This window comes from Paraburkholderia edwinii (genome assembly GCF_019428685.1).
Lineage (GTDB): Bacteria > Pseudomonadota > Gammaproteobacteria > Burkholderiales > Burkholderiaceae > Paraburkholderia > Paraburkholderia edwinii.
The window spans coordinates 1,410,928-1,434,961 of sequence record NZ_CP080096.1 but is presented as its reverse complement, the minus strand read 5'-3'; the positions used below and the strand labels follow the sequence as shown (position 1 = coordinate 1,434,961).

22 protein-coding genes are annotated in these 24,034 nt (G+C 61.6%); 8 read left to right on the top strand and 14 right to left on the bottom strand.

Translation table 11 applies throughout. The features are described 5' to 3' along the window. The first annotated feature begins 468 nt into the window (after window positions 1-468). Entirely contained in the window at window positions 469-2,919 is a 2,451-nt protein-coding gene (locus tag KZJ38_RS28140) for a glucose/quinate/shikimate family membrane-bound PQQ-dependent dehydrogenase (RefSeq protein WP_219803306.1), read from the top strand. 17 nt (window positions 2,920-2,936) lie between these two features. Here the strand turns inward: KZJ38_RS28140 and KZJ38_RS28135 are convergent, their stop codons facing one another. Beyond that, on the bottom strand, window positions 2,937-3,146 hold the full coding sequence (locus tag KZJ38_RS28135; RefSeq protein ID WP_219803305.1) for a hypothetical protein: 210 nt from the start codon (window positions 3,144-3,146) through the stop codon (window positions 2,937-2,939). Window positions 3,147-3,429: 283 nt separating this feature from the next. Continuing rightward, window positions 3,430-4,380, bottom strand: coding sequence for an NADP-dependent oxidoreductase (locus tag KZJ38_RS28130; RefSeq protein WP_219803304.1), 951 nt, complete (start codon window positions 4,378-4,380; stop codon window positions 3,430-3,432). A 154-nt stretch (window positions 4,381-4,534) separates the two neighbouring features. Between KZJ38_RS28130 and KZJ38_RS28125 the strand changes: the two genes are divergently transcribed. Further along, window positions 4,535-4,819, top strand: coding sequence for a hypothetical protein (locus KZJ38_RS28125; RefSeq protein ID WP_219803303.1), 285 nt, complete (start codon window positions 4,535-4,537; stop codon window positions 4,817-4,819). Window positions 4,820-4,848: 29 nt separating this feature from the next. Here KZJ38_RS28125 and KZJ38_RS28120 read toward each other — a convergent pair whose 3' ends face one another. From KZJ38_RS28120 to KZJ38_RS28070, 11 genes are all read right to left on the bottom strand, one after another. Continuing rightward, a complete protein-coding gene (locus KZJ38_RS28120) occupies window positions 4,849-6,597 on the bottom strand; it encodes a thiamine pyrophosphate-binding protein (protein ID WP_219803302.1) in 1,749 nt (582 codons plus the stop codon). Further along, window positions 6,594-6,986, bottom strand: coding sequence for a carboxymuconolactone decarboxylase family protein (locus KZJ38_RS28115; protein WP_219803301.1), 393 nt, complete (start codon window positions 6,984-6,986; stop codon window positions 6,594-6,596). Before KZJ38_RS28115 ends, KZJ38_RS28120 begins: the two co-directional genes overlap by 4 nt. A 2-nt stretch (window positions 6,987-6,988) precedes the next feature. After that, window positions 6,989-7,297 carry a cupin domain-containing protein gene (locus tag KZJ38_RS28110; protein WP_425518441.1) on the bottom strand — a complete coding sequence of 103 codons (309 nt, stop codon included), beginning with the start codon at window positions 7,295-7,297 and terminating at the stop codon, window positions 6,989-6,991. A gap of 93 nt (window positions 7,298-7,390) precedes the next feature. Beyond that, a complete protein-coding gene (gene dmpG / locus KZJ38_RS28105) occupies window positions 7,391-8,416 on the bottom strand; it encodes a 4-hydroxy-2-oxovalerate aldolase (RefSeq protein WP_219803298.1) in 1,026 nt (341 codons plus the stop codon). Next, complete coding sequence (locus KZJ38_RS28100) at window positions 8,413-9,297, bottom strand: acetaldehyde dehydrogenase (acetylating) (protein WP_219803296.1); 885 nt, start codon at window positions 9,295-9,297, stop codon at window positions 8,413-8,415. Before KZJ38_RS28100 ends, dmpG begins: the two co-directional genes overlap by 4 nt. Before the next feature lie 156 nt (window positions 9,298-9,453). Next, window positions 9,454-9,864 (bottom strand): DUF3331 domain-containing protein, encoded by a 411-nt coding sequence (locus KZJ38_RS28095; RefSeq protein ID WP_219803294.1) that lies wholly within the window; start codon window positions 9,862-9,864, stop codon window positions 9,454-9,456. 31 nt (window positions 9,865-9,895) lie between these two features. Continuing rightward, window positions 9,896-10,936, bottom strand: a complete 1,041-nt coding sequence (locus KZJ38_RS28090) for a LysR family transcriptional regulator (RefSeq protein WP_219803292.1) — start codon at window positions 10,934-10,936, stop codon at window positions 9,896-9,898. Window positions 10,937-11,043: 107 nt separating this feature from the next. Then, window positions 11,044-11,451, bottom strand: coding sequence for a cupin domain-containing protein (locus KZJ38_RS28085; protein WP_219803290.1), 408 nt, complete (start codon window positions 11,449-11,451; stop codon window positions 11,044-11,046). 126 nt (window positions 11,452-11,577) lie between these two features. Then, window positions 11,578-12,057, bottom strand: coding sequence for a carboxymuconolactone decarboxylase family protein (locus KZJ38_RS28080; protein ID WP_219803289.1), 480 nt, complete (start codon window positions 12,055-12,057; stop codon window positions 11,578-11,580). Between the two features lie 191 nt (window positions 12,058-12,248). Beyond that, window positions 12,249-13,157 carry an RNA polymerase sigma-70 factor gene (locus tag KZJ38_RS28075; protein WP_219803287.1) on the bottom strand — a complete coding sequence of 303 codons (909 nt, stop codon included), beginning with the start codon at window positions 13,155-13,157 and terminating at the stop codon, window positions 12,249-12,251. A 1-nt stretch (window position 13,158) separates the two neighbouring features. Continuing rightward, entirely contained in the window at window positions 13,159-13,578 is a 420-nt protein-coding gene (locus KZJ38_RS28070; RefSeq protein WP_219803285.1) for a VOC family protein, read from the bottom strand. A 559-nt stretch (window positions 13,579-14,137) separates the two neighbouring features. On the opposite strand from KZJ38_RS28070, the gene KZJ38_RS28065 reads away from it, so the two are divergent. From KZJ38_RS28065 to KZJ38_RS28055, 3 genes are read left to right on the top strand one after another with little or no spacing between them, the layout of a single operon-like run. Beyond that, window positions 14,138-15,388, top strand: coding sequence for an efflux RND transporter periplasmic adaptor subunit (locus tag KZJ38_RS28065; protein WP_343223890.1), 1,251 nt, complete (start codon window positions 14,138-14,140; stop codon window positions 15,386-15,388). Between the two features lie 18 nt (window positions 15,389-15,406). Then, entirely contained in the window at window positions 15,407-18,553 is a 3,147-nt protein-coding gene (locus KZJ38_RS28060; protein ID WP_219803283.1) for an efflux RND transporter permease subunit, read from the top strand. Beyond that, window positions 18,553-20,124 carry an efflux transporter outer membrane subunit gene (locus tag KZJ38_RS28055; protein WP_219803282.1) on the top strand — a complete coding sequence of 524 codons (1,572 nt, stop codon included), beginning with the start codon at window positions 18,553-18,555 and terminating at the stop codon, window positions 20,122-20,124. The genes KZJ38_RS28060 and KZJ38_RS28055 overlap by 1 nt, the downstream gene beginning before the upstream one ends. A gap of 67 nt (window positions 20,125-20,191) precedes the next feature. On the opposite strand, the gene KZJ38_RS28050 is transcribed toward KZJ38_RS28055, so the two are convergent. Beyond that, window positions 20,192-20,761, bottom strand: coding sequence for a TetR/AcrR family transcriptional regulator (locus KZJ38_RS28050; RefSeq protein ID WP_219803280.1), 570 nt, complete (start codon window positions 20,759-20,761; stop codon window positions 20,192-20,194). Between the two features lie 157 nt (window positions 20,762-20,918). Between KZJ38_RS28050 and KZJ38_RS28045 the strand changes: the two genes are divergently transcribed. The 3 genes from KZJ38_RS28045 (at window position 20,919) to KZJ38_RS28035 (ending at window position 24,022) form a co-directional block, all read left to right on the top strand. Next, window positions 20,919-21,593, top strand: a complete 675-nt coding sequence (locus KZJ38_RS28045; RefSeq protein WP_219803278.1) for a RibD family protein — start codon at window positions 20,919-20,921, stop codon at window positions 21,591-21,593. 162 nt (window positions 21,594-21,755) lie between these two features. Beyond that, on the top strand, window positions 21,756-22,631 hold the full coding sequence (gene yghU / locus KZJ38_RS28040; RefSeq protein ID WP_219803277.1) for a glutathione-dependent disulfide-bond oxidoreductase: 876 nt from the start codon (window positions 21,756-21,758) through the stop codon (window positions 22,629-22,631). Window positions 22,632-22,996: 365 nt separating this feature from the next. Continuing rightward, window positions 22,997-24,022: an ABC transporter substrate-binding protein gene (locus tag KZJ38_RS28035; RefSeq protein ID WP_425518424.1), complete on the top strand. Its 1,026-nt coding sequence runs from the start codon at window positions 22,997-22,999 to the stop codon at window positions 24,020-24,022. The last annotated feature ends 12 nt before the right edge of the window (window positions 24,023-24,034 follow it).

Sequence of the window (24,034 nt, the reverse complement as noted above, 5' to 3'; positions counted from 1 at the left end):
GATCTGCAAACGATTCTGCAAACGGTCTGCAAACGGTCTGCAAACGAGGGCCGAGAAAGTGGCCGGCAGCGCAAGGTTGCCGGCCGCGTAACACGCAACGGGGTGGCAAGTCCCCGCTTGTAGGGCGACGCTGAAGGAGGGTAAATACATAGCGCGCCCCCAAACATAGCGTATCGGAGCATGGCCAACCCGCCAATGGCTGATGCGCGTCCGTAAAGCATGCTTAAAGAACATTACTGGCAGCCTGCGCTTAGGGCGCCGACGTAAGCAGCGGCCGCCGGCGCCAGGCGGGCATTCCCCCCTCGTCATATTTCCCGCCGGGAACGGAGTGTGCAAGACGGTCCTTCGGCCGCCTCTCTCCATGCAGCGCCGCGGGACGACCGCGGACGACCGCGGGACAACATTTCGCGCTGCACGCCTGATGCGGGAACCGAAAAATACGAAACAGATAGACAGAGATTCTTCGCCATGACGACCGATACGCCACCACAGCGAAATACGCGCGATCCACTACCGAAGCCTGTCCCGCAAAGGGCCAGCTGGACCCGATGGCTAACCATACTGTTTGCCGCGCTTTCCGGCCTTTACCTGCTTGTCGGTGGCATCTGGCTTATCTCGGTGCGCGGCTCGCCGTATTACGTGATCGCGGGCATCGCGATGCTCGCGGTCGCATGGCTCGTTTTCCAGCGCAATCGATGGGCGCTCGCGCTCTATGGATTGCTGCTGATCGGCACGCTCGCATGGGCCGTCAGCGAGTCCGGTTTCGACTTCTGGGCGCTCGCGCCGCGCATCGATGTGCTGGTCGTGTTCGGCGTCTGGCTGATTCTTCCATTTATCTACCGGCAGTTCATCGGCGCGGTCATGCCGGCCGCGCTTGTCATCGGCATCGGCCTGATCGCGAGCGCCACGATACTCGTCTACGCGGCGTACAACGATCCGCAGCAGATCAACGGCACTCTTTCCGCGGAACAGTCGTCGCCGACACCAGACTCCGATCCGCGCGCGGGCGACTGGCCCGCTTACGGCCGCACGCAAGGCGGCACGCGCTATTCGCCGCTTGCGCAGATCAACGAGCAGAACGTGAAGAATCTGCAAATTGCGTGGACCTTCGAAACCGGCGATCGCAAGGGCAAGAACGACCCGCAGGAAATTACCGATGAGGTCACGCCGATCAAGATCGGCAGCATGCTTTATCTGTGCTCGCCGCATCAGAAACTGTTCGCGCTCGATGCGGCAACGGGTAAGGAAAAATGGCGCTTCGATCCGGGCCTCAAGACGAACCCAGGCTTTCAGCACGTAACCTGCCGCGGCGTGTCGTATCACGAGACCGCCGCTGCAAGCGCGGCGACGACGACGCAAGCACAAGCGGCCTTGCCGATGTGCTCGCGGCGCGTGATTTTGCCCGTCAACAATGGCCACCTGTACGAACTCGATGCGGCGACAGGCCAGCGCTGCGCCGGATTCGGCAATAACGGCGACCTCGATTTGCAGCATCTCGAACCCGTCAAAACCTCAGGCGCCTATGAACCGACCTCGCCGCCGATCGTCACGGATAAAGTGATCGTCGTGGCCGGCTCGGTGACCGACAACTTTTCTGTGAGCGAGCCATCCGGCGCGATTCGCGGCTTCGACGTCGAAACCGGCAAGCTGCTCTGGGCGTTCGACCCGGGCGCGCATGCGCCGAACGCGATACCCGACGACCAGCACAGCTTCGTCGCGAATTCGCCGAACTCATGGGCGCCCGCCGCGTACGATCCCAAGCTCGACCTCGTGTATTTGCCGATGGGCGTGAGCACGCCCGACATCTGGGGCGGCCGCCGCACGCCGGATATGGAGCGTTATGCAAGCGGACTGCTCGCGCTGCACGCATCGACAGGCAAGCTCGCGTGGTTCTATCAGACCGTGCACCACGATCTGTGGGATATGGACCTGCCCGCGCAGCCGACCCTCGTCGACCTCAAGGACGCGAACGGCAATATCGTGCCCGCCGTCTACGCGCCGGCCAAGACGGGCAATATCTTCGTGCTCGATCGCCGCACCGGCAAGCTGATCGTGCCCGCACCCGAAGAGCCGGTGCCGCAAGGCGCCGCGCCGGGCGATCGCGTTTCCCCGACGCAGCCCTATTCGCAACTGACTTTCCGTCCCGCGCAAAATCTGCGCGGCGCCGATATGTGGGGCGCCACGATGTACGACCAGCTCGTGTGCCGCGTGATGTTCCATCGTCTGCGCTACGAGGGGCCGTTTACGCCGCCATCCGAGCAAGGCACACTCGTTTTCCCCGGCAATCTCGGCATGTTCGAATGGGGTGGACTTGCCATCGATACGGACCGGCATATCGCGATCGCAAACCCGATTGCCTTGCCGTTCGTATCCAGGCTGATTCCGCGCGGTCCGCATAATCCGATGGAGCCGCCTGCTGCGAGTCAAGGCGCGGGTCAAAGCGGCACCGGCACCGAAGCCGGCGTGCAGCCGCAGTATGGCGTGCCGTTCGGCGTGACGCTGAATCCGTTCCTGTCGCCGCTTGGGCTGCCGTGCAAGGAACCGGCGTGGGGTTATGTCGCGGCGCTCGATCTGGAGACGAATCAGATCGTGTGGAAAAAGCGCATCGGCACCGTGCGCGACAGTTCGCCCTTGCCGTTGCCGTTCCGCATGGGCATGCCGATGCTCGGCGGCCCGATGACGACTGCGGGCCACGTGTTCTTTATCGGCGCCACCGCCGACAACTACCTGCGCGCGTTCAGCACCGACACAGGCCGCGAACTATGGCGCGCGCGGCTGCCGGCAGGCGGCCAGGCAACGCCGATGACGTACGAGGCGAACGGTAAGCAGTTCGTCGTCATTGCCGCCGGCGGGCATGGGTCGTTCGGAACCAAGCTGGGCGACTACATCGTTGCTTACGCGTTGCCTGAAAAGCAGTAGCGCACGCGAGGATGTGGTCAATGAGGCACGTGCAGTATTTCGTCGATAAGCCGCTGCCCTGCCGCATAGCCGCCCATCAACGCGTCGGCTTCGGTGTGGAAATCCTCGCCGGTTCTGCCTGCCAGATGCAACGGAGCCGTCAATGGAATGGCCTCGGTCTTGTTCGCGACCTGCACGATCGCAAGGAAGCTTTGCGTACTCCGTGTATGGGGCTTATGCAATGGCATACGGCAGTTCGTTTCCACTGCGATGCTGACGACAAAACCCTTATATTCGTAGCGTCGAAACATACTTCGAGACCTGCAATGACGATGAACGGTGTGTGTCCACGCCGATACGTGAATCGCATGCAGATCGCGTGCGATTGCGTGTGGTGTGCGGACACCGGAAAGGCTATGCCAGGATGAACTGTCCCGGTTTGTACGTATCGCGCGCATTTCGGACGGCAGGCTGCCTGCACGCGTTTGCCGCATCCATCGGCGATCGCAACTTCGTCTGCCTTCGATATCGCTAAGCCTTTACGACGATCTTTCCACGCACGTGGCCCGCTTCGATGCGCGCGAACGCCTGTTTTAGATTGTCGAACGCGAACTGTTCGGCCACGCGCACCTTCACGCGGCCCTCGTCGATCAGCGCAGCAATCGAAGCGAGTTGCGCGCCGTCCGGCCGCGCCGTAAAGCGTGCGCCTCGCGCGCCGCGTGCGGCGGCCTCGGCTTGCGAAGGCTCCGTTAGCGTCGACACAAGCGCGCCGCCGCGTTTGACGAGCGGCCACGAGCGCGACTGTGTCTCGCCACCGACCAGATCGAACACGAGGTCCATCTCGCGCGCGATGTCTTCAAAGCGCTGGCTTCGATAATCGACTACGTGCTCGATGCCGAGCGAGCGGACAAAGTCGATGCCATCGCCCGATGCGGTCGCATAGACTTCAGCCCCCTTCTCGCGCGCAAACTGCACAGCTAGATGGCCGACGCCGCCCGCCGCCGCGTGTACGAGCACGCGCTCTCCTTTCTCAAGCAATCCCTGATCGAAGATGCCTTGCCACGCGGTCAGTGCGGCAAGGGGCACTGCGGCTGCCGTGGCGATATCGACGGAATGCGGCGGCTCGGCGAGCGCGGCAGCGTCGATTACGACAAACTCGGCAAACGCGCCCTGCCCCTGGCCGACGAAAGCGTATACATGCTGATCAGCGCGCCATTGCACGGCGTCGCGGCCGACCCGCATTACTTTGCCGACGAAATCCCGTCCCAGCGTGAAAGGCAGCGCGTCTTCGCGAATCGCCGGATAGCGGCCTTCGCGCGTTTTTATGTCGACGGGATTGACGCTCGCGGCCAGCACTTGCACCAGCACTTCATTCGGCGCGGGTTCGGGAATGGGTATCGAGTCGAGTTGCACGGCATCCGCGCCGCCGAAGCGGCGAATGCGGTACGCATGCATGGTGGATGTGGATAACGATGCGGACATTGATGCTCTCCTGCAAGAGTGATGATCGGCGTCGATCGATACGTCGCGATCTTTTAAGCAGGCACGCAAGCGATGTTCCCTTGCGAATGAGGGAATCGGGTATGAACCCTGCTGCGTGTTAAATGGAATGGCCTCACATCACAGAGGAGACAGGATGAAACGATTCATCAGCGTTGCATTCTCCGCGGCCGCATTGGTGTTCGGCGTCGCCGCATGCAACAAGGCCGATCAGAAGGCCGGCGAAAATCTGAGCGCCGGCAGCAGCGGCGTGATGAGCAACAGCGCGGGGCCGAGCGGCACGCCGGGGCAAAGCGCGGCAGCCGACGCGACGAGCAATTCCGCGGCAACGGCAGGCCAGGGCAGCGAAACGCAACAGGCTCCGGTCAAAAGCACGCCTTCGGCCACGGCTAGCGAACCCGCTTCGGGCGCTCACCAGTAACAGTAGAGGCAGCTTCCTTTTTAACGTTTCTAGTGCGAAGACCCGGCGAGCGCCTCTTCATCAAACCGCTCCGTTGGCGTTGGATAGTTGCCGGTGCGCACATCGACCACCACCGTCGTTTTCGCGGCCAACGCCTGTTCGAAGGCATGGGTGAGCTTCAACGGATCGTCGACCGTGATCCCCAACGCACCGACCGAATTCGCGAACTTCGCCCAGTCGTGCGTCGGCAACGCATGCAAGCGCGCCATCGCCTCGCTGACACGGTCGGCGCGCAGCTTCGGATTGCCAAAAGCCGAGTTATTGAACACCACACAGATCAGCGGCACACCGTAACGTGCCGCGGTCTGGATCTCCACGCCATGCATCAGCATGCAACCGTCGCCGGTGACGACCACGCACGGATCGTTGGGCTCGGTCAGTTGTGCGCCGGGTTGTGCACCGAGTTGTGCACCCATTGCCGCGGGAATCGCCCAGCCCATCGCACCCATATATTTGATCGACGTGAAAAAGCGTCCCGGCTCATAGGCGGTCCAATAGTGCCCGGCGAAGAAGGCATGCGCGCCGCTGTCGATAAAAAGGCGCGTCGAGCGTGGCATCACCCGGCGCAGCGCCAGAATCGCATCGCCTGGGTGAATGCTTGCTGCAAGCGAATCGGCTCTTGCATGGCGACGGACATCGGCATGATTCGACGTGTGCCGTGCTTTCAGTTCAGATACCCAGTCGCGTCTTGCCGCACGGCTCGCGCGCAAACGCGCCGACACTTCATGCGATGCATCGTTAAGCATCTCGAGGCAGGTGCGCGCGTCGCCGAGTATCGACAGGTCGACCTCGTAGTCGCGAAACACGTTCGATACGTTGATGTCGTTGACGATCATCGCGTGCCTAGGCTTGAGGCCCTCGCTCCACATCACCGTATCGAGCATATTGAGCCGCGAGCCGATCACGAACAGCGCGTCGAGTTCGCCGCGGGTTAGCGCATCGTGCGCCGCATGATTGCCGCACCAGCCGAGCACGCCGAGACTCAATGGATGATCTTCGGGAAAAACCCCTTTCGCGGCCAACGTTGTCGCCACCGGCACGTCGAAGCGTTCCGCAAAGCGTTTTAGTTCCTCCGCAGCGCGCGATTGCACGCATCCGCTGCCGGCCAGAATCGCGACTTTATGACCGGCATCCACACGATCCCAGAATGCCCCGCAACTGTGCGCATCGACGAAGCGCGGCTGATAAAGCCGTTCGTCAAGCGCGGACCAACTGCCGGCGACATCCGCACGCTGCACATCGGCCGGTATAGACAGATGCACCGGGCCGCGCGTTGCGTGCCCCAGCATGCCGTTCAGCAAACGGTGCAGATGATTGAACGTCAGCGCCGGCACGTTAAGGTCGAGCTGCAAGGCGGTAACCGGCGTGGCCATGCTGTTCGCGCGCATGCCGGCCGCGCTCGAATCCTGAAATGCGCCGCGGCCCATCGCATCGCGCCGCACTTCGCCGGAAATGGCGAGCACCGCCGAGCGGTCCGTATAGGCTGTCGCCAACGCGGTCATCGTATTCGTGAAGCCCGGGCCGCTCGTCGTGGCATACACACCGAAACGCCCGCTCGCGCGGCTGTAACCGTCCGCCGCGAATGCGGCGCCAGCCTCGTGCGCACAGACCACCGCCTCGACGTCATGCTGGCGCGACAAGGCTTCGAGTAACGGGTCGATTGCCGCGCCCGGTACGCAGAACACATGCCGGATGCCCTCGTCACGCAGCACCTTGACGATTGCGTCGGCGACGTTCATCGCGTGGCCTCCAGTTCCGATTTGATGATGCTGATCGCGTTCAGCGTGCGCGGCACGCCGACATAGACCGCGAGCAGAATGACGCATTCGAGCATTTCCTCGACGCGCATGCCGCGCTTCAGGCCGGTATGAACGTGCTGACGGATCTGCTTGTCCGCATCGCCTTGCGTAATCAGCGTCGAAAAGACAATCAGTTCTTTCTCGCGCGCCGTGAACATCGGCCTTTGCCACAGATTGCCGAGCCCGAACTCTTCGATAATCGAAAAGTAGTCAGGGCAAAACGACTTCACCTCCCTGAGCCACGCCGCGTGCTCCGGGTGATAGACGTTGTCCAGTTCCCGTTGCCCCGCCGAAAGATGATCGGCGTTACCAGGCTTTTCCTGTTCCACGATTAGCCCTTCCTGAAGTAGTCTTCGCCGCCCGGCTTCATCCAGTCCTCGCGCGGCGGCGTGAAGATGTCGAGATCGATCGTGTCTTCGAGCGCGAACGCGCTATGCGGCACGTTGGCCGGAATATGCAGCACTTCACCGGCTCTGACCGTAGCCGACTGTTCGAGGTCTTCGCCGAGCCTGAACTCCAGCGCGCCTTCGAGAATGCAGGTGAACTGCTCATTTGGATGCGAATGCCGGCTGACCTGCGCCCCGGCTTTGAGCGTCAGCCGCGACAGCATCATGTCGTTACCCTGAATGATCTCCTGCATGATCTTCGGGTCAAGTCGCTTCGCCTGAAGATCGGTCCAGATGTGATGCGATGCGGCGTTTTTCTTGATCATCGTGTGTCTCCTTGTTTTGATTTATGCGGCCACGCGCGTGACATTCATTTCGGCCGCAAGGCGGTGCGCCTCTTCGACGATGGTGTCCTCCTGCCCTGCGACGAGCTTGCGCGCCGCAAGCCGCGCGCACAGCTCGAACGCATCGATTTTCAGTTCGGTCGCGAGGCGCTCGATATGCGGCACAAAGCCGGAGAAAAGACCGTAGACGCCCGTCGTGATGTTCGCGATCGGAATATGCGGCGTGCGCACCGGCAGGAACGACTCGGTCACCTTGGCAAGCACCGCCGTGCGGGCGAAGTCGGTGCGCGTCGCGTAACCGTATCGTTCGAGCACGGCAACAAGCGCTTCGAGCTGTGTGTTGCCCGCGCCCGCGCCGAAGCCGCGCACGCAGGCATCGAGCATCGTCGCGCCGCATTGCACGGCAACGATCGAATTCGCCACGGCGAGCCCGAGATTGTTGTGCGCGTGATAGCCGACCGCCACCGAAAGATGCTCGACGAGCCGCCCGACCTTTTCCGCGACGTCGCCCGGCGTCGAAAAGCCCGCACTGTCCATCAAGACGATCGCATCGGCGCCATACGATTGCATCAGCTTCGCCTGCCTCAGCAGTTCTGCGGCATCCGCCATATGCGACATCATCAGCACGCCGTACGCGGTTTTTCCCGCCTGCTTGGCGTGCTCGATGTACTGGCGCGTGATGTTCGCTTCGGTGCAATGCGACGCGATGCGGAACACGTCCACGCCCACCTCGAGCGCGCGCTCGATATCGGTCGTCTTCGCAAAGCCCGGAATGAAGTGCACGCTAAGCTTCGAGCGCCGCAGGTTTGCACGCGCCGCGGCCAGCATCTCCGTATCGGTGCTGGTGGCCTTGCCGAGCAGGCATGACGATGCGCCCAGGCCGTTGCCGTGACCGACTTCGACGATATCGATACCGGCTTCGTCGGCGGCTCTTGCATAGCTCGCAATCTGCTGCGCCGTCAATTGATGGCGAACGGCGTGGTTGCCGTCGCGCAAGCTTGCGTCGCTCAGAATGATGGTGTTCGTCATGATCTTTTGCTCGCGATATGTTCGTGCCGGCTCTTTGCGACCGCAATCGCCGCACAATTGATGATGTCGAGATTGCCCGCGTATTGCGGCAGATAATGACCGCTGCCGCGCACCGTCACGCTGACGGTGATCCTGCCCGCATCGAGCACGGGCTTCAGCACGATTTCAAAGCCGGGAACGTATTCGCGAACCGCATCGGCCGCCCGTTCTATCTCGAGTTCGATCGCGCCGAAATCGTCGAACGACGCATAGGCGTAAATCGTCGTTTGCATCGAGACGCCCGGTTCGGCCGGATTGATATTCAGAATCGCCTTGACCTCCGGCGCGCCGCTAAAGCGCGCCAGCGCATGTTCGGTGGTGAGCAGATACTGGTTGATGTTTTCGCGCGTGGCGAGGCCGGCGCTAGCGGCCGCAATCGTCGACACGACTTCGATGTAATCAATGCGTTTGGTGGTATTTCTTAGCGCATGAACTAGCGGCAAGCTCGCCTGGCCGCCGCACGTAATGAGGTTGATGTTCTGCTGCTGCCCAACGTCGCCGAGATTGATCGAAGGCACGCAGATCGCGCCGATGCGGGCCGGCGTCAGATCGATCGCGAACTTGGCCGCGGCTGAGAAGAAGCTGTTGTTCTGTGCGTGCGCATAGGCCGACGTTGCGTCGAACACGATATCGAAAGCGTCTGCGTTTTCTTTTAGAAAATCGATGCCTTCCGCTGAAGTCTCGACATGACGCTCTTTGGCAATCGCAAGACCCTTGCTGTTTGCATCGCGCCCAACGACAAACGCAAGGCTAAGGACTTCCGATTCGATAACCTTACACATCAGATCGGTGCCGATCGTTCCAGAACCGATGATGGCAACCGATGTTCGCTGATCATGCATAGCACGCCCCCGATAATGAACCCGTCGCAAGCGGACTCATTGCGACGATCGATAGTCGACGTGGTGATGATCACTTTTTTCGTATCGCGCATCTGTCAACTATTGTGAACTGCGCGAATGCTAGAGGCATGCTAAGCGATGGTGGCGCGATATGCGCTAAGCAAACGGATCGGCCATGCGCACATTCGTGCGCAGCAAGGTGTCGGCCAGAATCATGTCGAATGCGTTTAACGGCCGGAACCCGCCGCGTACGACAGGCCTGAACACCGGGTCGCCGCGGCGTACCGGCATGCCGGTCAGACCGCACACACCGGCGGTGCGCGCAAAGCCCGCGCGCCACGTTTGGTCCTGATACCGGCCAAGCGTCGGATCGCTCCATGAAACGAGTATGGTCGATTCAGTCTGCCGTTCGATACGGCGGATCGACACGACATTGGCGATGGCGCACGGCAACGGCTCGTCGAAATCGTGCGATGCAAAGGATGCCTTGCGAATCGCGTGGCCGATATCGGTGGGATGGCCGCGCAATCCTTTAATAATGTGCGACCACGGGTCGATGCGCTTCATTTCATTTGCCCGATCGCGCCGATCGTATGCCTTAGGCTGCATCGATCATTCTCCCGTCGTCGCAAGCATCGGCGACCGTCTGCCGCTGCACGGGCATCGTGGTCAGGCAATCGAGATCGAGCCGCCTCGTATGCTCGATCATGTAGTCGACGAACACACGAATTCTCGCGGGCAGATGCTTGCGGCTCAGGTAGCAGATATAGTGGCCGCCGTCGTCCGGCACATACTGCGCAAGACAGCTGACAAGGCGCCCGTCTCGAAGCAGATCGCACACCTGATAAGCGGGCAGCTGCGCAATGCCCTGCCCGTCAAGCACCGATTGCAGCATCAGGTCGGCGTCGTTGAACGTATGGCGCGCAACCGGCAGGCGCCGTTGCGCGATCCCGTCCACCTTGAATTCCCACTCCTTGACGCGGCCCGACGCGGTCCGGAAGTTGATGCAGCCGTGCCCGGCCAGTTCATCGACGCTGCGCGGCAAGCCATGCACGCGCGCATAGTCGCGCGACGCGCATACAAGCATTTGCATCGGTATCAGCTGACGCGCGACGATTTCGCTGTCTTCCATGCGCCCGTCGCGAAACGAGACGTCGATGCGATCGCCGGTGAAGTCCGACGGGCGATCGTTAAGCAGCAGCTCGAGCGTGATGCCCGGAAATTGCGCGTGAAACCCGCGCAGCAGCGGCGCGACAATCTTGCGGCCGAACCCGGGCGCCGAGCAGATACGCAGTTGCCCGCGCGGCGGCCCGCTGCGCAACTCGCGCATCTCGTCGAGCGCCTGCACGATGCGCTCGACGCCTGGCCGGCAGTTCTCGTAGAACAGCTCGCCCTCGCGTGTCAGCGACGTGCTGCGCGTCGTGCGAAGGAACAGGCGCGTATCGAGCTGCGCTTCGAGCTTTTGCACATTGCGGCTGACCGATGAGCGCCCGATGCCGAGGCGATCCCCGGCTCGGGCGAAACTCCCTTCATCGGCAACGGCAAGAAAAGATACGACGCCGGCATAGCTGGTTGCGAAACTGCTGGCAAACGGATCGTCGGCGCCGCTAACGGATCGGCGGAGGGCGTAGTCTGACATGGAGGCGCAAATAGTTGGGTCCACACCCGACTAGACGGATGAGCGCGGCCGTTTGTGACACGGCCGCCATTATTTTTCTTCGGGCACCTGCCTATGCGGCCCCGGATTTACTTCTCAGGTACGAGCACTGGCGCGCCTTTGTCTTTCAGCAGCAGCACGATAAATTTCGCAGGCTGCGTCTGGCTTGCGTTGCGTCCCACAGTGTGGACGTCGTTCGGCCCTTCGTAGAAGGTCTGGCCAGGCTTCAACGTCACTTCCTTGCCACCCTTCAGTTGCATCACGATCGACCCTTCGAGCACATAGACAAACGCATGCGCGTTGTGACGGTGCACCGGGTCAACCGACCCGGGCGGATATTCGACCATGATCATGAGCCCCTCCTTGCCCGGATAGTCGGCAAGCGGCTGCGTCATCAGCGGTGTGACGATTGCCTCGGGCGCCGCGGCGCTCGCGGTGCCCGCGGACCATGCGGCGAGGGTGATCAAAGCCATCGCAGTGATTTTCGAGCGGAACATGATGGGCTCCCAAAGGATGCGGCCCGCAATTGCGGGCCAGCGATAAATACAGATCAATAACGCGGATCAAAAGCGGATCAAGATGGAACAACGACAGGACAACAGAGAAAAACCGCGTGACCGTGCTCAGGCGAGATTCGCCTTGTCGAGACCGAATGTCTTGTCCGACGAACCCGGCACCGTTCTGAAGGCGACGTTCGCGCGGTTCCAGCCATTAATCGCCATCACTGCATAAGTCAGATCCGACAACTCCTTCTCGGAGAACTGGCCGCGCACGCGCTCGTAGATCTCGTCGGGCACGCCGTGCTCGGGCAGCTTCGTCAGTACCTCGGTCCATGCAAGCGCGGCGCGCTCACGCGGCGAAAAGAGCGTCGATTCGCGCCAGATCGCGACATGGTGAAGTCGCAGCTCGCGCTCACCGTGAATGCGCGCTTCCTTCGTGTGCATGTCGCAGCAAAAGCCGCAGCCATTCATTTGCGACGCACGCAGCGAGACGAAGTCGAGAGTCGCCTGCTCGATGCCGCTATCCTTCAGCTGCATGCTGAAATCGAGGAACTTCTTGAATAGAGCGGGTGATTGTTGAATATAGTTGATGCGCTGGGACATGGCCTAACCTCACGATGATAAAAATGTGCATCGACGAGTCCTGGCGCGCCACGCGCGTGACGCGTGGCGGCGGACGGAAAGAGGCCATGGTAGGTTTGCGGCGCGCACGGCGGTAGATAGACGATTGGACTCACAGCGTTGCCCTCAGAGCACCAATCAGGTATCAACCGCACATCAATGCGGCGTTGCGATTAAGCGTGGGAGGCAGCAAAGCGCTCGGGCGGCGTACCGTGCGCTTTTGCAATAAATGAGAGCTTGTCGGGATTGCGCTGAATGAGCATACGGACAATCCGGTTGCCGTCCGTTTCGAACGACATCGCCGACTCGAGCTGGCCGTCGAGGTAACGCAACAGCGCCCACTGATCGTTGAGCTCGACAAGCCTGAAGCGAACCTCGCTCTGGAAACGCAGTGACGACGCATAAAAGAGCTGCGCAATGCGCTTGCCGCCGCGCATCGGCTCCGGAAAGCTCGACACCTTGCCACCGCCATCGCCGTACAGACTCGCTTCTTCCGCGAGCAGCGCATGAATACCGGCGAAGTCGCCGCGCTCGATGGCGAGCGTAAAGCTCTGCAGCAAACGCCGATGCGTGTCGCGCGATACCTCGTAACGCGGCCGCTCATCGCGCAACTGCGCTTTTGCGCGGCTGACGAGTTGCCGGCACGCCGCTTCCGTCTTGCCGATTACTTCGGCTACCTCGTCATAGTCGACATCGAGCACCTCGCGCAGCAGAAACGCCGCGCGTGCCTCCGGGGTAAGCCGTTCGAGCAGCAACAGAAACGCAACGGACACATCGTCGGCGCGTTCCTTGACCTCCTCGGGCGTCACCGGCGATTCGGTCAGCAGCGGTTCGGGCAGCCAGATTCCCGTGTAGTGTTCGCGCTGGATTTTCGCCTCGCGCAAGCGATCGATCGACATGCGCGTCGTCACGGCAACAAGCCAAGCTTCCGCATTGTCGATCGTGTCGTGAGACGCCACATGCCAGCGTAGCCAGACTTCCTGCACGATATCTTCGGCTTCGGCGACCGACCCGAGCATCCGGTACGCCATTTTCTGCAAGCGCGGGCGAAGCTGGTTAAAGACGTTGAGGCTATCTTCCATATCAGGGCGCGCGGTAACCGCGCTCCTGCAGCGTCCATGTGTTGCCATCCGGGTCTTCGAAGTCGGCAAAGCTCGCATAGTCGCGACGCTGCGCGTCGAGCCCGGCGCTAAAGCCACCTTCCCACGTATCGATCGGCGCCTTGTGACGGAACTCGCCGACCGCTACGCCGCGCTCGATCAGCGCAGCGCGCTCGGCCGCGAGGTCGGTCGTGACCAGGTACAGGTTACGCACGCGCGCGGCGGAATCGGCCGTAACCAGTTGCACCGAACACGATGAGCCCGGCGGCGTGAGCTGAACTACCCGGAACGTGGGCGTGGGATGGTAGTCGACATCGAGCCTGAAGCCGACCTTCTGCGTATAGAACGCAAGCGCACGGTCGACATCGGCAACCGGCAGCGAAACGACTTCCAAAGCGAGCATGACGGCTCCTGCGAGGGCTGGTCGACGCCTTCGAATGATTCGAATGGGAGGGAATTGCGCACCGGATGGGCGCAATGGTGAGCGTTCGACTTTGAGCAACAATGCTCAGGATAGCCCGATTTGGTTTCATTGGGGTGAAATCTCACCGCAACCGAAGCCCCGCAAGGCGTCCCCGCTTTAAAACGGACCGGAAAATGCTCAAAAAAAACGCACGAGCGAGGCTCGTGCGTAGTCTACAAAGCGACAAACAAACGCAACAACAAAAGGCCGAGGTATGGAGGGAGCCGTCCTTCTGCTGCACGGCAAAGATTAGCGCATCACCCCGCACCGATATACCTGGTGTGCCTGAATTCACTTACCGGCAAGCCTGAACAATCGCGCAAACGCACGCCGGACAGGCGTCTGCCCGCCCCGCAAGCGACACCATCGCCTTTCTCAATTGCTTTTGACTTGACCATTTAGATGCTACATGCAATCTTTTACGCCCTTAGCGTGTATTCGACATCTATAAGAAACACGATTTCATATCGCACGTCAAACAAGTCTGGGATGCCTGCAAGTGGATACGGAAACGGAACTGCAAGACGGTCAAGTCAAAAAGCGCGATGCGCTGCGTACACGCAGGCGATCGCCGGTTAAAAGCTGGGCTGGGGTGCTCGTCGTGATGGCGGTGATCGGCGGCGGCTGGTGGTTTTACCAGCACCGCGAGGCCAACGCGCTGGTTGCCAATGCAAAGCCCGCCGCGCCGCCGCAAGTGACGGTGAGCAAGCCGCTCGTCGAGAACCTCGATACGCGCCTTGGCTTTCTCGGGCAATTCTCAGCGGTCGATCAGGTTGAGTTGCGCGCGCAGGTCGGCGGCACGCTAACGGGTATTTACTTCAAGGACGGCGACATCGTTCACAAGGGCGATCTGCTGTTCTCGATCGACCCGGTGCCGTATGAAATCAGGCTGGCGCAGGCTAAAGCTCAACTCGAGAACGCGACGGCGAAGCGAGTGCTCGCAGACCAGGAGCTGCGCCGCGCCCAGGAACTCGAGCACAACGACGCAGGCACGGTCGAAAACGTGCAGCAACGCACGTCCGACCTGAACGGCGCACAAGCCGCGATCGACGATGCGCAAGCGCAGATTCGCGACGCGCGCTTCGATCTCGACCATTGCCGGATCAGCGCGCCGTTTACGGGCCGCATCGGCCGGCACCTCGTTTCGATCGGCAATCTGATTGCCGGCAGCCGCGCGGCGACGAGCCCGACCACGCTGCTGGCGACGATCGTGTCGCTGGATCCGATCTACCTCGATTTCGACATGAGCGAGGCCGATTACCAGACGTTTTCGCACTATCGCAGCGATCTGAGAAGCCCGCTTGCAAACAAGGTCGAATTGACCTCAGGCAACGGCAACGACAGCGTGCTGACGCGGCAAGGCACGCTCGACTTCGTCGATAACGTGCTCGACCGCTCGAGCGGCACGATCCATGCGCGAGCGACGGTGGCCAACCCGGACCTGCGTCTCACGCCCGGCGAATTCTCACGCGTGCGTCTCGCCGTTGCGCGGCCCGTGCCGACGCTGCTGATTCCCGACGCGTCCGTGTTGCCCGACCAGTCCGAACATATCGTGCTGACGGTCGCCGCCGACGGCACCGTCGTACCGAAACAGGTACAGGTGGGCGATATGCGCGGCGGTCTGCGTGTGATCCGCTCGGGCTTGAGTGCCGACGACCGCGTGATTATCGACGGACTGCCCTTCGCCGCGCCCGGCGCTAAAGTGGCGACGCGTGACAGCACGCTTCGTTATACGGCCAAGCAGGACTGACCAGGACCGGACGAAGCCATGCGTATTGCCCATTTCTTTATCGACCGCCCGCGCTTTGCGACGGTGGTCAGCGCCTTCCTGACCCTGATCGGCTTAGGCGCAATGTTCGTGTTGCCGGTTGCGCAGTATCCGGAGATCGTTCCGCCTACCGTGCAGGTGACGACGACTTACCCCGGCGCGTCGGCCGAGACGATCGCGCGAACGGTTGCGACACCGCTTGAGCAGCAGATCAACGGTGTCGAAAACATGCTCTATATGAGCAGTCAGTCGACCGGCGACGGCAAGCTGACCGTGACCGTGACGTTTCGCATCGGCACCGATCTGAACGTTGCGCAGATGCTCACGCAGAACCGCGTGCAGGATGCGCTGCCGCGCCTGCCTGACGACGTGCAGCGCCTCGGCGTGCAGGTCAGAAAATCGACGCCGAGCATTCTGCTCGCGGTGCACCTCGATTCGCCCGACAAGACGCGCGACACGCTGTATCTGTCGAACTACGCGACGCTGCACGTGAAGGACGAACTTGCGCGCCTGCAAGGCGTCGGCGACGTGCAGTTTATCGGCGGCCGCGAGTACGCGATGCGTATCTGGGTCGACCCCGACAAGGTCGCCGCGAGCAATCTGACCGCAGGCGAAGTGCTCGCCGCACTGCGCGCGCAAAACCTTCAGGTGTCGGCCGGTGTGCTGAATCAGCCGCCCACGAAGACCGACGCGGCCTACCAGATCAACGTCGAAGCGCTCGGCCGCCTGTCGACGCCCGACGAGTTCGGCGACATCGTCGTCAAGTCGGACCCGCAGGGGCGCGTGACGCGTATCCGCGATATCGCCCGTGTCGAAGTCGGCGCGGCGGACTACGGCTCGACCGCATTCATGGACCGCAACCAGGCGGCCACGATGCTGATCTACGCCGAACCGGGCGCGAATTCGCTCGCGGTCGAGGAAGAAGTGCTGTCGACGATGCGCGGCCTGAGCAAAGACTTCCCGCCCGGCGTCGAGTACAAGATCATCTACGACCCGACGATCTTTATCGGCAAGTCCGTACACGAAGTGGTGATCACGATCTTCGTCGCGATCCTGCTCGTGGTGGGCGTGGTGTTCGTGTTTCTGCAGAACTGGCGCGCGACGATCATTCCGGTGGTCGCGATTCCGGTTTCGTTGCTCGGCTCGTTTATCGTGCTCGCGACGTTCGGCATTTCGCTCAATAACCTCTCGCTATTCGGGCTTGTGCTAGCGGTGGGTATCGTCGTCGACGATGCGATCGTGGTCGTCGAAAACGTCGAGCGCAATATGCACGCGGGCATGTCGCCAACCGAAGCCGCGCACCGCACCATGGATGAAGTGGGCGGCGCGCTGTTGTCGATCGCGCTGACGCTGTGCGCGGTGTTCGTACCGTCCGCCTTCCTGAGCGGCATTTCGGGGCTATTTTTCCGGCAGTTTGCGGTGACGATCGCCGCATCGACGGTGATTTCGTGCTTCGTCTCGCTGACCTTAAGCCCTGCCCTTTGCGCGGTGCTGTTCAAGCAGCATGCTCCGCAGGGAAGCGATGTCGAGCACCGCGGCAACTTTGCTTTGAGGCTGATGCAAGCGGGTTTTACTCGCTTCAATCACGGCTTCGAGAGGCTCTCGTTCGGCTACGGCAAACTCACGCGCCGCCTCGTCCGCGGCCTCACGGTGATGCTCGCGATCTACGTCGCGTTGATCGGCATCGCGGCGCTCGAGTTCGCGCACACGCCGACCGGCTTTATTCCCGAGCAGGACCAGGGCTATCTGATTACGGTCGTGCAATTGCCGCCTGGTGCATCGCTCGAACGCACCGAGAAGGTGGTGCGCAGCGCGACGGACATCATTCTCTCGACGCGCGGGATCGAGCACGTCGCACCGTTCGTTGGCCTCGATGCGACGACGCTGACGGTTGCCTCGAATTCGGGAACGATCTTTTCCGGATTGCCGTCGCTCTATAACCACGAAATCCCGGGCCTGACCGCGGACAAGGTGCTCGCGGATCTGCGCAAGCGCCTGTCGGTCATCAAGGATGCCTATGTGCTGACGATTCCGCCGCCGCCCGTGCAGGGCATCGGCAATGCGGGCGGCTTCAAGATGATGCTCGAAGACCGCGCGGGGCTTGGTCCCGACGCACTCGTGCATGCGGCCAAGGACCTCGTCGCCGCGGCGAACAAGGACCCCGATTTCGCAGGCGTATTCACGCTGTTCAACGCCGGGTCGCCGTCGGTATTCGCCGATATCGACCGCGTGAAGGCCGAAAAAGTCGGCCTTACGCCGACCGACGTGTTCTCCACGTTACAGGTGTATCTCGGCTCGCAGTATGTGAATGACTTCAATTATCTGGGCCGCACGTATGAGGTGATTGTGCAGGGCGACGGCCAGTACCGGCGCGACGCGCCGGACATCACGCGGCTGAAGGCGCGCAACCAGGCGGGCGAAATGGTGCCGATCGGCACGGTCGCGAAGATGGAAACGCGCACGATTCCGTACCGCGTGCCGCGCTACAACCTCTACCCCGCCGCGGAAGTGCAAGGCGTGGCCGCACCGGGTGTCGCAACCGGCTCCGCCTTGCGCCGGATGGAAGAGCTCGCGCATCAGGTGCTGCCGCAAGGCATCGGCTTCGAATGGACCGAACTCGCGTACCAGCAGCAACAGCGCGGCACGCCGACGCTGCTGGTGTTCGGCGCCGCTGCGCTGTTCGTGTTCCTCGTGCTCGTGGCTCAGTACGAAAGCTGGAAACTGCCGCTTTCGATCGTGCTGATCGTGCCGATGTGCATTCTCGCGTCGGTAACGGGCCTTGCGATTCGCGGCATGCCGATCGATATCCTCGCGCAGATCGGCTTCGTCGTGCTGGTCGGCCTGGCGGCAAAGAACGCGATTCTGATCGTCGAGTTCGCGCGGCAGAAGCAGGACGAAGGCGATACCGCGGTGAATGCTGCCGTGCATGCGGCGCGCACTCGCTTGCGGCCGATTCTGATGACGTCGTTTGCGTTTATTCTCGGCGTCGCGCCGCTTGCGTTCGCCACCGGCGCGGGCGCCGAAATGCGCCAGTCGCTGGGCACCGCCGTGCTGTTCGGCATGCTCGGCGTGACCGGATTCGGCCTGCTGTTCACCCCGGCGTTTTATGTCTTTATTCGCAAATTCGGCCGCAAGGAGCGCACGTGATGGCTTTCGATTTCTCTGATGCGAGGCCGTCGCACGCTTTGGAAACGACGGGCTCCGAATCATCGTCGCCGGCGCGTGTCCGGCTCGGCCGTACCGTCGGCATCGCACCCGCGCTGATTCTCGCCGCGGCGCTAGCGGGCTGCGCCGTTGGGCCGGACTACGTGAAGCCGACCGAAAACCTCGCGCCGTTCCATAACCGGATCGAGACCGACCAGCAGGCGAAAACCCCGGCCCCGCCGCTCGATACCTGGTGGACTGGCTTCAACGATCCGATGCTTGTCACGATTGTCCAGCGAGCGCTGGCGGAAAACCTCGATCTCGCGGCCTCGATCGCACGCGTGCAGCAGGCTCGCGCGGCCGCGTCGGCGGCAGGCGCGCAACTGCTGCCAACGGTGGACCTCGACGCGGCGGCGTCGATCGAACATCAAAGCACGGTCAGCCCGTTCGGCTCGCTCGCGAAGACGTTCCCCGGCTACTCGCGCGATCAGCGCGAGTACACGGTCGGCGCCGCGGCCAGTTGGGAAATCGATCTGTTCGGCGGCTTGCGGCGCGATGCCGCGGCCGCGCGCAACGAGGCGCAAGCGGCCGAGGCCGATCAGCTCGGCACACGCGTGACGGTCGCAGCCGATGCCGCTGATGCGTATATGCAGATTCGCGGCTTCCAGGCTCGCCTCGCGGTCGCGCAAGATCAGATCGACACCGATACGCGTCTGCTCGAACTCGTGCGTGTGCGGCGTCGCGCGGGCTCGGCGACCGAACGCGAAATCGCGCAGGCCGACGCGCTGTTGAAGCAGGCCAGAACCATCGTGCCGACGCTGCGTATCCAGCTCGAAGCGCAGCTGAACCGTCTCGACGTGCTGATGGGTGCGCAACCCGGCACCTATGCGAAGGAACTGTCGCAGCCCGGCGAGATTCCCGCTATTCCGTCGATCGACGACAGCAGCCAACCGCTCGACGTGCTGCGCCGCCGGCCCGACGTGATCGCCGCGGAACGGCGGCTTGCCGCTTCGAATGAACGGATCGGCGCCGCGCTGTCGGACTACTACCCGAAGATCTCGATCTCCGGATTGCTAGGCGTCGACAGCATTACGTCAGGCGATCTGTTCACGTCGCGCGCATTCCAGCCTGCGATCACCGGCGGTTTGCGCTGGCGCCTGTTCGACTTCGGCAAGGTCGACGCCGAGGTTGCCGACGCGCGCGGCTCGAATGCGCAAGCGCTCGCGCAGTATCGTCAAACGGTGCTAAAGGCGGCGGAAGACGTCGAAAACGCGTTCACCACGCTCACGCAGACCGAAGCGCGCCGTCATGAACTCGAAGACGAAGTCGCGGCGCTGCAGAAGTCGCGCGATCTTTCCGAACGCGCTTACAAGGCCGGCGCGATCACGCTGACCGATGTGCTCGATGCCGACCGCGAATTGCTGTTCGCGCGCGACGACCTCGACGGCACGCGAGCCGATGCGGCACGCGCTGCCGTGACGACGTTCCGTGCGCTCGGCGGTGGCTGGAAGGTCGATGCGGTGCCACAACTCGCGAGCGGCGACGGCGCTAAAAAGGCCGACCCCGCGCATTGACCATCGGCGCATATTCAATGTTTTAGCCATGGGGCTTCGAATGTTCGAAGCCCCATTTACATAGGCTTCAAGAAATCAGCGACTTGCGCGCCTCGCGCAAAATCGATGCGGACAGCGCCTCATCGTTGACCATGCGTGCGACGCTCATCGCGCCGATCATGGTCGACAGCATCACCCAGGCTTTCTTTCGCGCCGCCGCCGACGGCATATCAGGTAACTGGGAAGCGATCAGTTCGGCGAGGTCGACAAGCGAATGCGTTGTAATCTGACGAACCTCTTCAGTGCCGCGCGCGAGTTCTCCCGATAGCGCGACGAACGGACAACCGTCGACGACGTTCTCAAGATGCTCGGGCGACAGATAGCGATCGACGATCGCCTTGACGCCGCGATTCGCGGGCGTGCAGGCCACTGCGGATTCGAGCGTTTCCTGCAGCGCATCGGCCGCGAGCGCAACCGATTCCTGAACGACCTGATCCTTCGATGAAAAGTGCTTGTAAAAGCCGCCGTGCGTGAGCCCGGCTTCGCCCATGAAGTCCGCAAGCCCCGTGCTGCCGATGCCCTGCAAACGGAACTTGCTCGACGCGGCTTCGACGATCCGCTGCCGCGTTTCAGCGGTCTCCAGTCTTGACTTTCTCATTGCCTGCTATCTCCAAACAAAATCCAGGTTCTCAATGCACCCGGTTGCTTAGATTATATATACCATCCAATCGGCGCGGCATAGTAATTGCGCAGCATGGTTCTGTTTTGATCTCCCGTATCTGAATTCCGCATTGAACGGCTTTTCTGGAGCAACCATGCATATCGTCTGTCACATGATGTCGTCGCTCGACGGCCGCAGTCTTACCGATGGCTGGCACCTCGATTTCGCCATCCCCTGCTACGAAGAAACTGCTGCAAGCTTCAAGGCCGACGCGTGGGTCTGCGGCCGCGTAACGATGCAGGAAATATCGCACGGCGACGATTATCCCCATGGTGTCGCAAAGCAGGCGATCGCACGCACCGACCGTTTTGCCCGGCGCGATGCAAGCCAATACGCGATTTCGATCGATCCAAATGGACGCGTTGCGTGGAAAAGCGACACTGCGCTCGATTCGCATATCGTGGAAGTGCTTTCTGAAAACGTGAACGACGATTACCTCGCGCACCTGCAATCGATCGGCGCATCGTATCTGTTCGGCGGCCGCGACGATATCGAACTGAAGCGCGTCGTCGATACGCTCGAGCGCGAGCTGAAGATACGCAAGCTGATTGTCGAAGGCGGAGGCCATGTGTGCGGCGCATTCGTCAATGCGGGGCTCGTCGATGAAGTCAGCGTGCTGGTCATTCCGCTCGTCGACGGACGTGAAGCACATACCTCTTCGTTCGAAGTGTCGATGGATAAATGGAAAAAGCCTGCGTATCTGCGGCTCGATTCCGTCGAGCGCCTCGATAACGACGTGGTGTGGCTGCGCTATCGGCGCAAGGCGTGACGTTTAAGGCGTGACGCTCGAGCCATGCGGGCCCCGGTCCGCGGGCAGGTTCACGCGAGTAGATCCCGTTCGCGCCTTATTGGCTTTCAGCGCGTTATGCGGCGATTTGCTAAGCTTGATCGACATACCCGCATTCCGGGAATAGTAAGGAGACTTTAAACAATGCCCCCCTCATCCGAGTACGAACCGCCGAAAGTCTGGACATGGTCCAAGGAAAACGGCGGCCAGTTCGCCAGCATCAATCGCCCCGTCTCCGGGCCGACGCACGACAAGCCGTTGCCCGTCGGCAAGCATCCGCTGCAGCTTTATTCGCAAGGCACACCGAATGGCGTCAAGGTCACGGTGATGCTCGAAGAACTGCTTGCGCGAGGTCATCGCGGCGCCGAGTACGATGCGTGGCTCATCAGAATCAACAACAGCGATCAGTTCGGCAGCGGCTTTGTCGATATCAATCCGAACTCGAAAATTCCGGCGCTCGTCGATCGCAGCGGCCCGGCGCCCGTGCGGGTGTTCGAGTCCGGCGCGATCGTGCTGTATCTCGCCGAGAAGTTCGGCGAGTTTCTGCCGAAAGACCCTGCCAAACGTGCCGAATGCGTGTCGTGGCTGTTCTGGCAGATGGGCAGTGCGCCGTATGTGGGCGGCGGATTCGGCCATTTCTATGCGTATGCGCCATCGAAGATGGAATACGCTATCGACCGCTTCACCATGGAAACCAAGCGCCTGCTCGACGTGCTCGACAAACGCCTCGCCGATAACGAATACGTGGCCGGCAGCGAATACACGATTGCCGATATCGCGATCTGGCCTTGGTATGGCGGCCTCGTTAAAAACCGGCTTTACGATGCGGCCGAATTCCTTTCGGCAAGCGACTATCAGCACGTGCAGCGCTGGGCCGATGCGATCGACAAGCGCCCGGCCGTGCAGCGCGGACGCATGGTCAACCGGATCTCCGGCGATCCTTCCACGCAATTGCACGAGCGTCACGACGCCTCCGACTTCGAGACGCGCACGCAAGACAAGCTGTCGCCGCAAACGTAAGGCGATCACGCCCGATAACGTGTGACAACGCGCGGCGCAATGGCATTCGAAAACGTATCCATTGGTCGCGCCGCCGATTTGTTCAAATAGTGGTCAGCCCTAAGGTTAACTAGGGCCAACAATACGTCCACTATTACAAACGTATTTCTCTTCCTTAAGCCACCCGACACAGCCGCCCGGCACGTCACGGGGAAATTTCCGACGGTGCACAAAAAAGCGCCCACGCATTGCGCCAACGAGTATATTAACTAACCGCTGCAAATGGTCCGGCACCCTCGAAGGCCGCCTTAAGCAGCGACGCTGCCGCATGGCGGCGGCGTCAAGTAATGCACGTGTTCCGACTAATACATAAAGGAGACAAACAAGTGCGTTTGCTTTTCACTTCAGCAGTGCTCGGAGTTTGCATCGCCGCATCGGCCGGCAGCGCCTCTGCCCAGGTGGCGTCCGGCAATACCTCGTCGGCCAAGGTCGCGCTTTCGAACAATTATGCAGGCAACAGCTGGCGGCAGACGATGCTCAAAAGCTGGACCGAGACCGCCGACCCGGCCGTGAAATCGGGCGTCGTTGCAGCGGCGCCGACCTTCACCACAGCGGAAAATCAGGCAACGGAACAGGCGCAGCAGATCCAGAACCTGATCCTGCAGGGCTACAAGGCAATCGTCATCGACGCTGCATCCCCCACCGCGCTGAACGGTGTGATCAAGCAGGCGTGCGGCGCGGGTGTGACGGTCGTCACATTCGATGGCATCGCAACCGAGCCGTGCGCGTACCGGATCGCGGTCGACTTTCACAAGCTCGGCTCGATGCAGGTCGACTATATGGCGAAGCGCCTGAACGGTAAGGGTAATCTGCTTGAAATCCGTGGACTCGCGGGCGTCTCCGTCGACGATGAAATCCATCGCGGCATCACCGATGAACTCAAGAAGTATCCGGGTTTGAAGGTCGTCGGCTCGGTGCACGGCGACTGGACGCAGACCGTCGCGCAGAAACAGGTAGCCGGTATTTTGCCGACGCTGCCGAAGATCGACGGCGTCGTCGCGCAAGGCGGCGATGGATTCGGCGCGGCCAACGCCATCAAGGCCGCCGGCCGGCCCACACCGATCATCATCCTCGGCAATCGCCAGGAAGAGCTCGCCTGGTGGGCCGAACAGCGCAAGAGCAGCAGCTACGACACGCTCTCCGTCACGATTCCGCCCGGCTGCTCCACGTTCGCGTTCTGGGTGGCGCAGCAACTGCTCGCGGGCAAAAAGCTGCCGCACGATATCCAGATGCCGCTGCTGCAGGTCGATGCGGACCAGCTCGATTCGGTGCTCGCGAAAACGCCGCAAGGCGGCCTCGCGAACAAGCTCTATACGCGCGACGAAGTGATCAAGGTCGTCGACGCCAAGTAACCGGCAATCCCG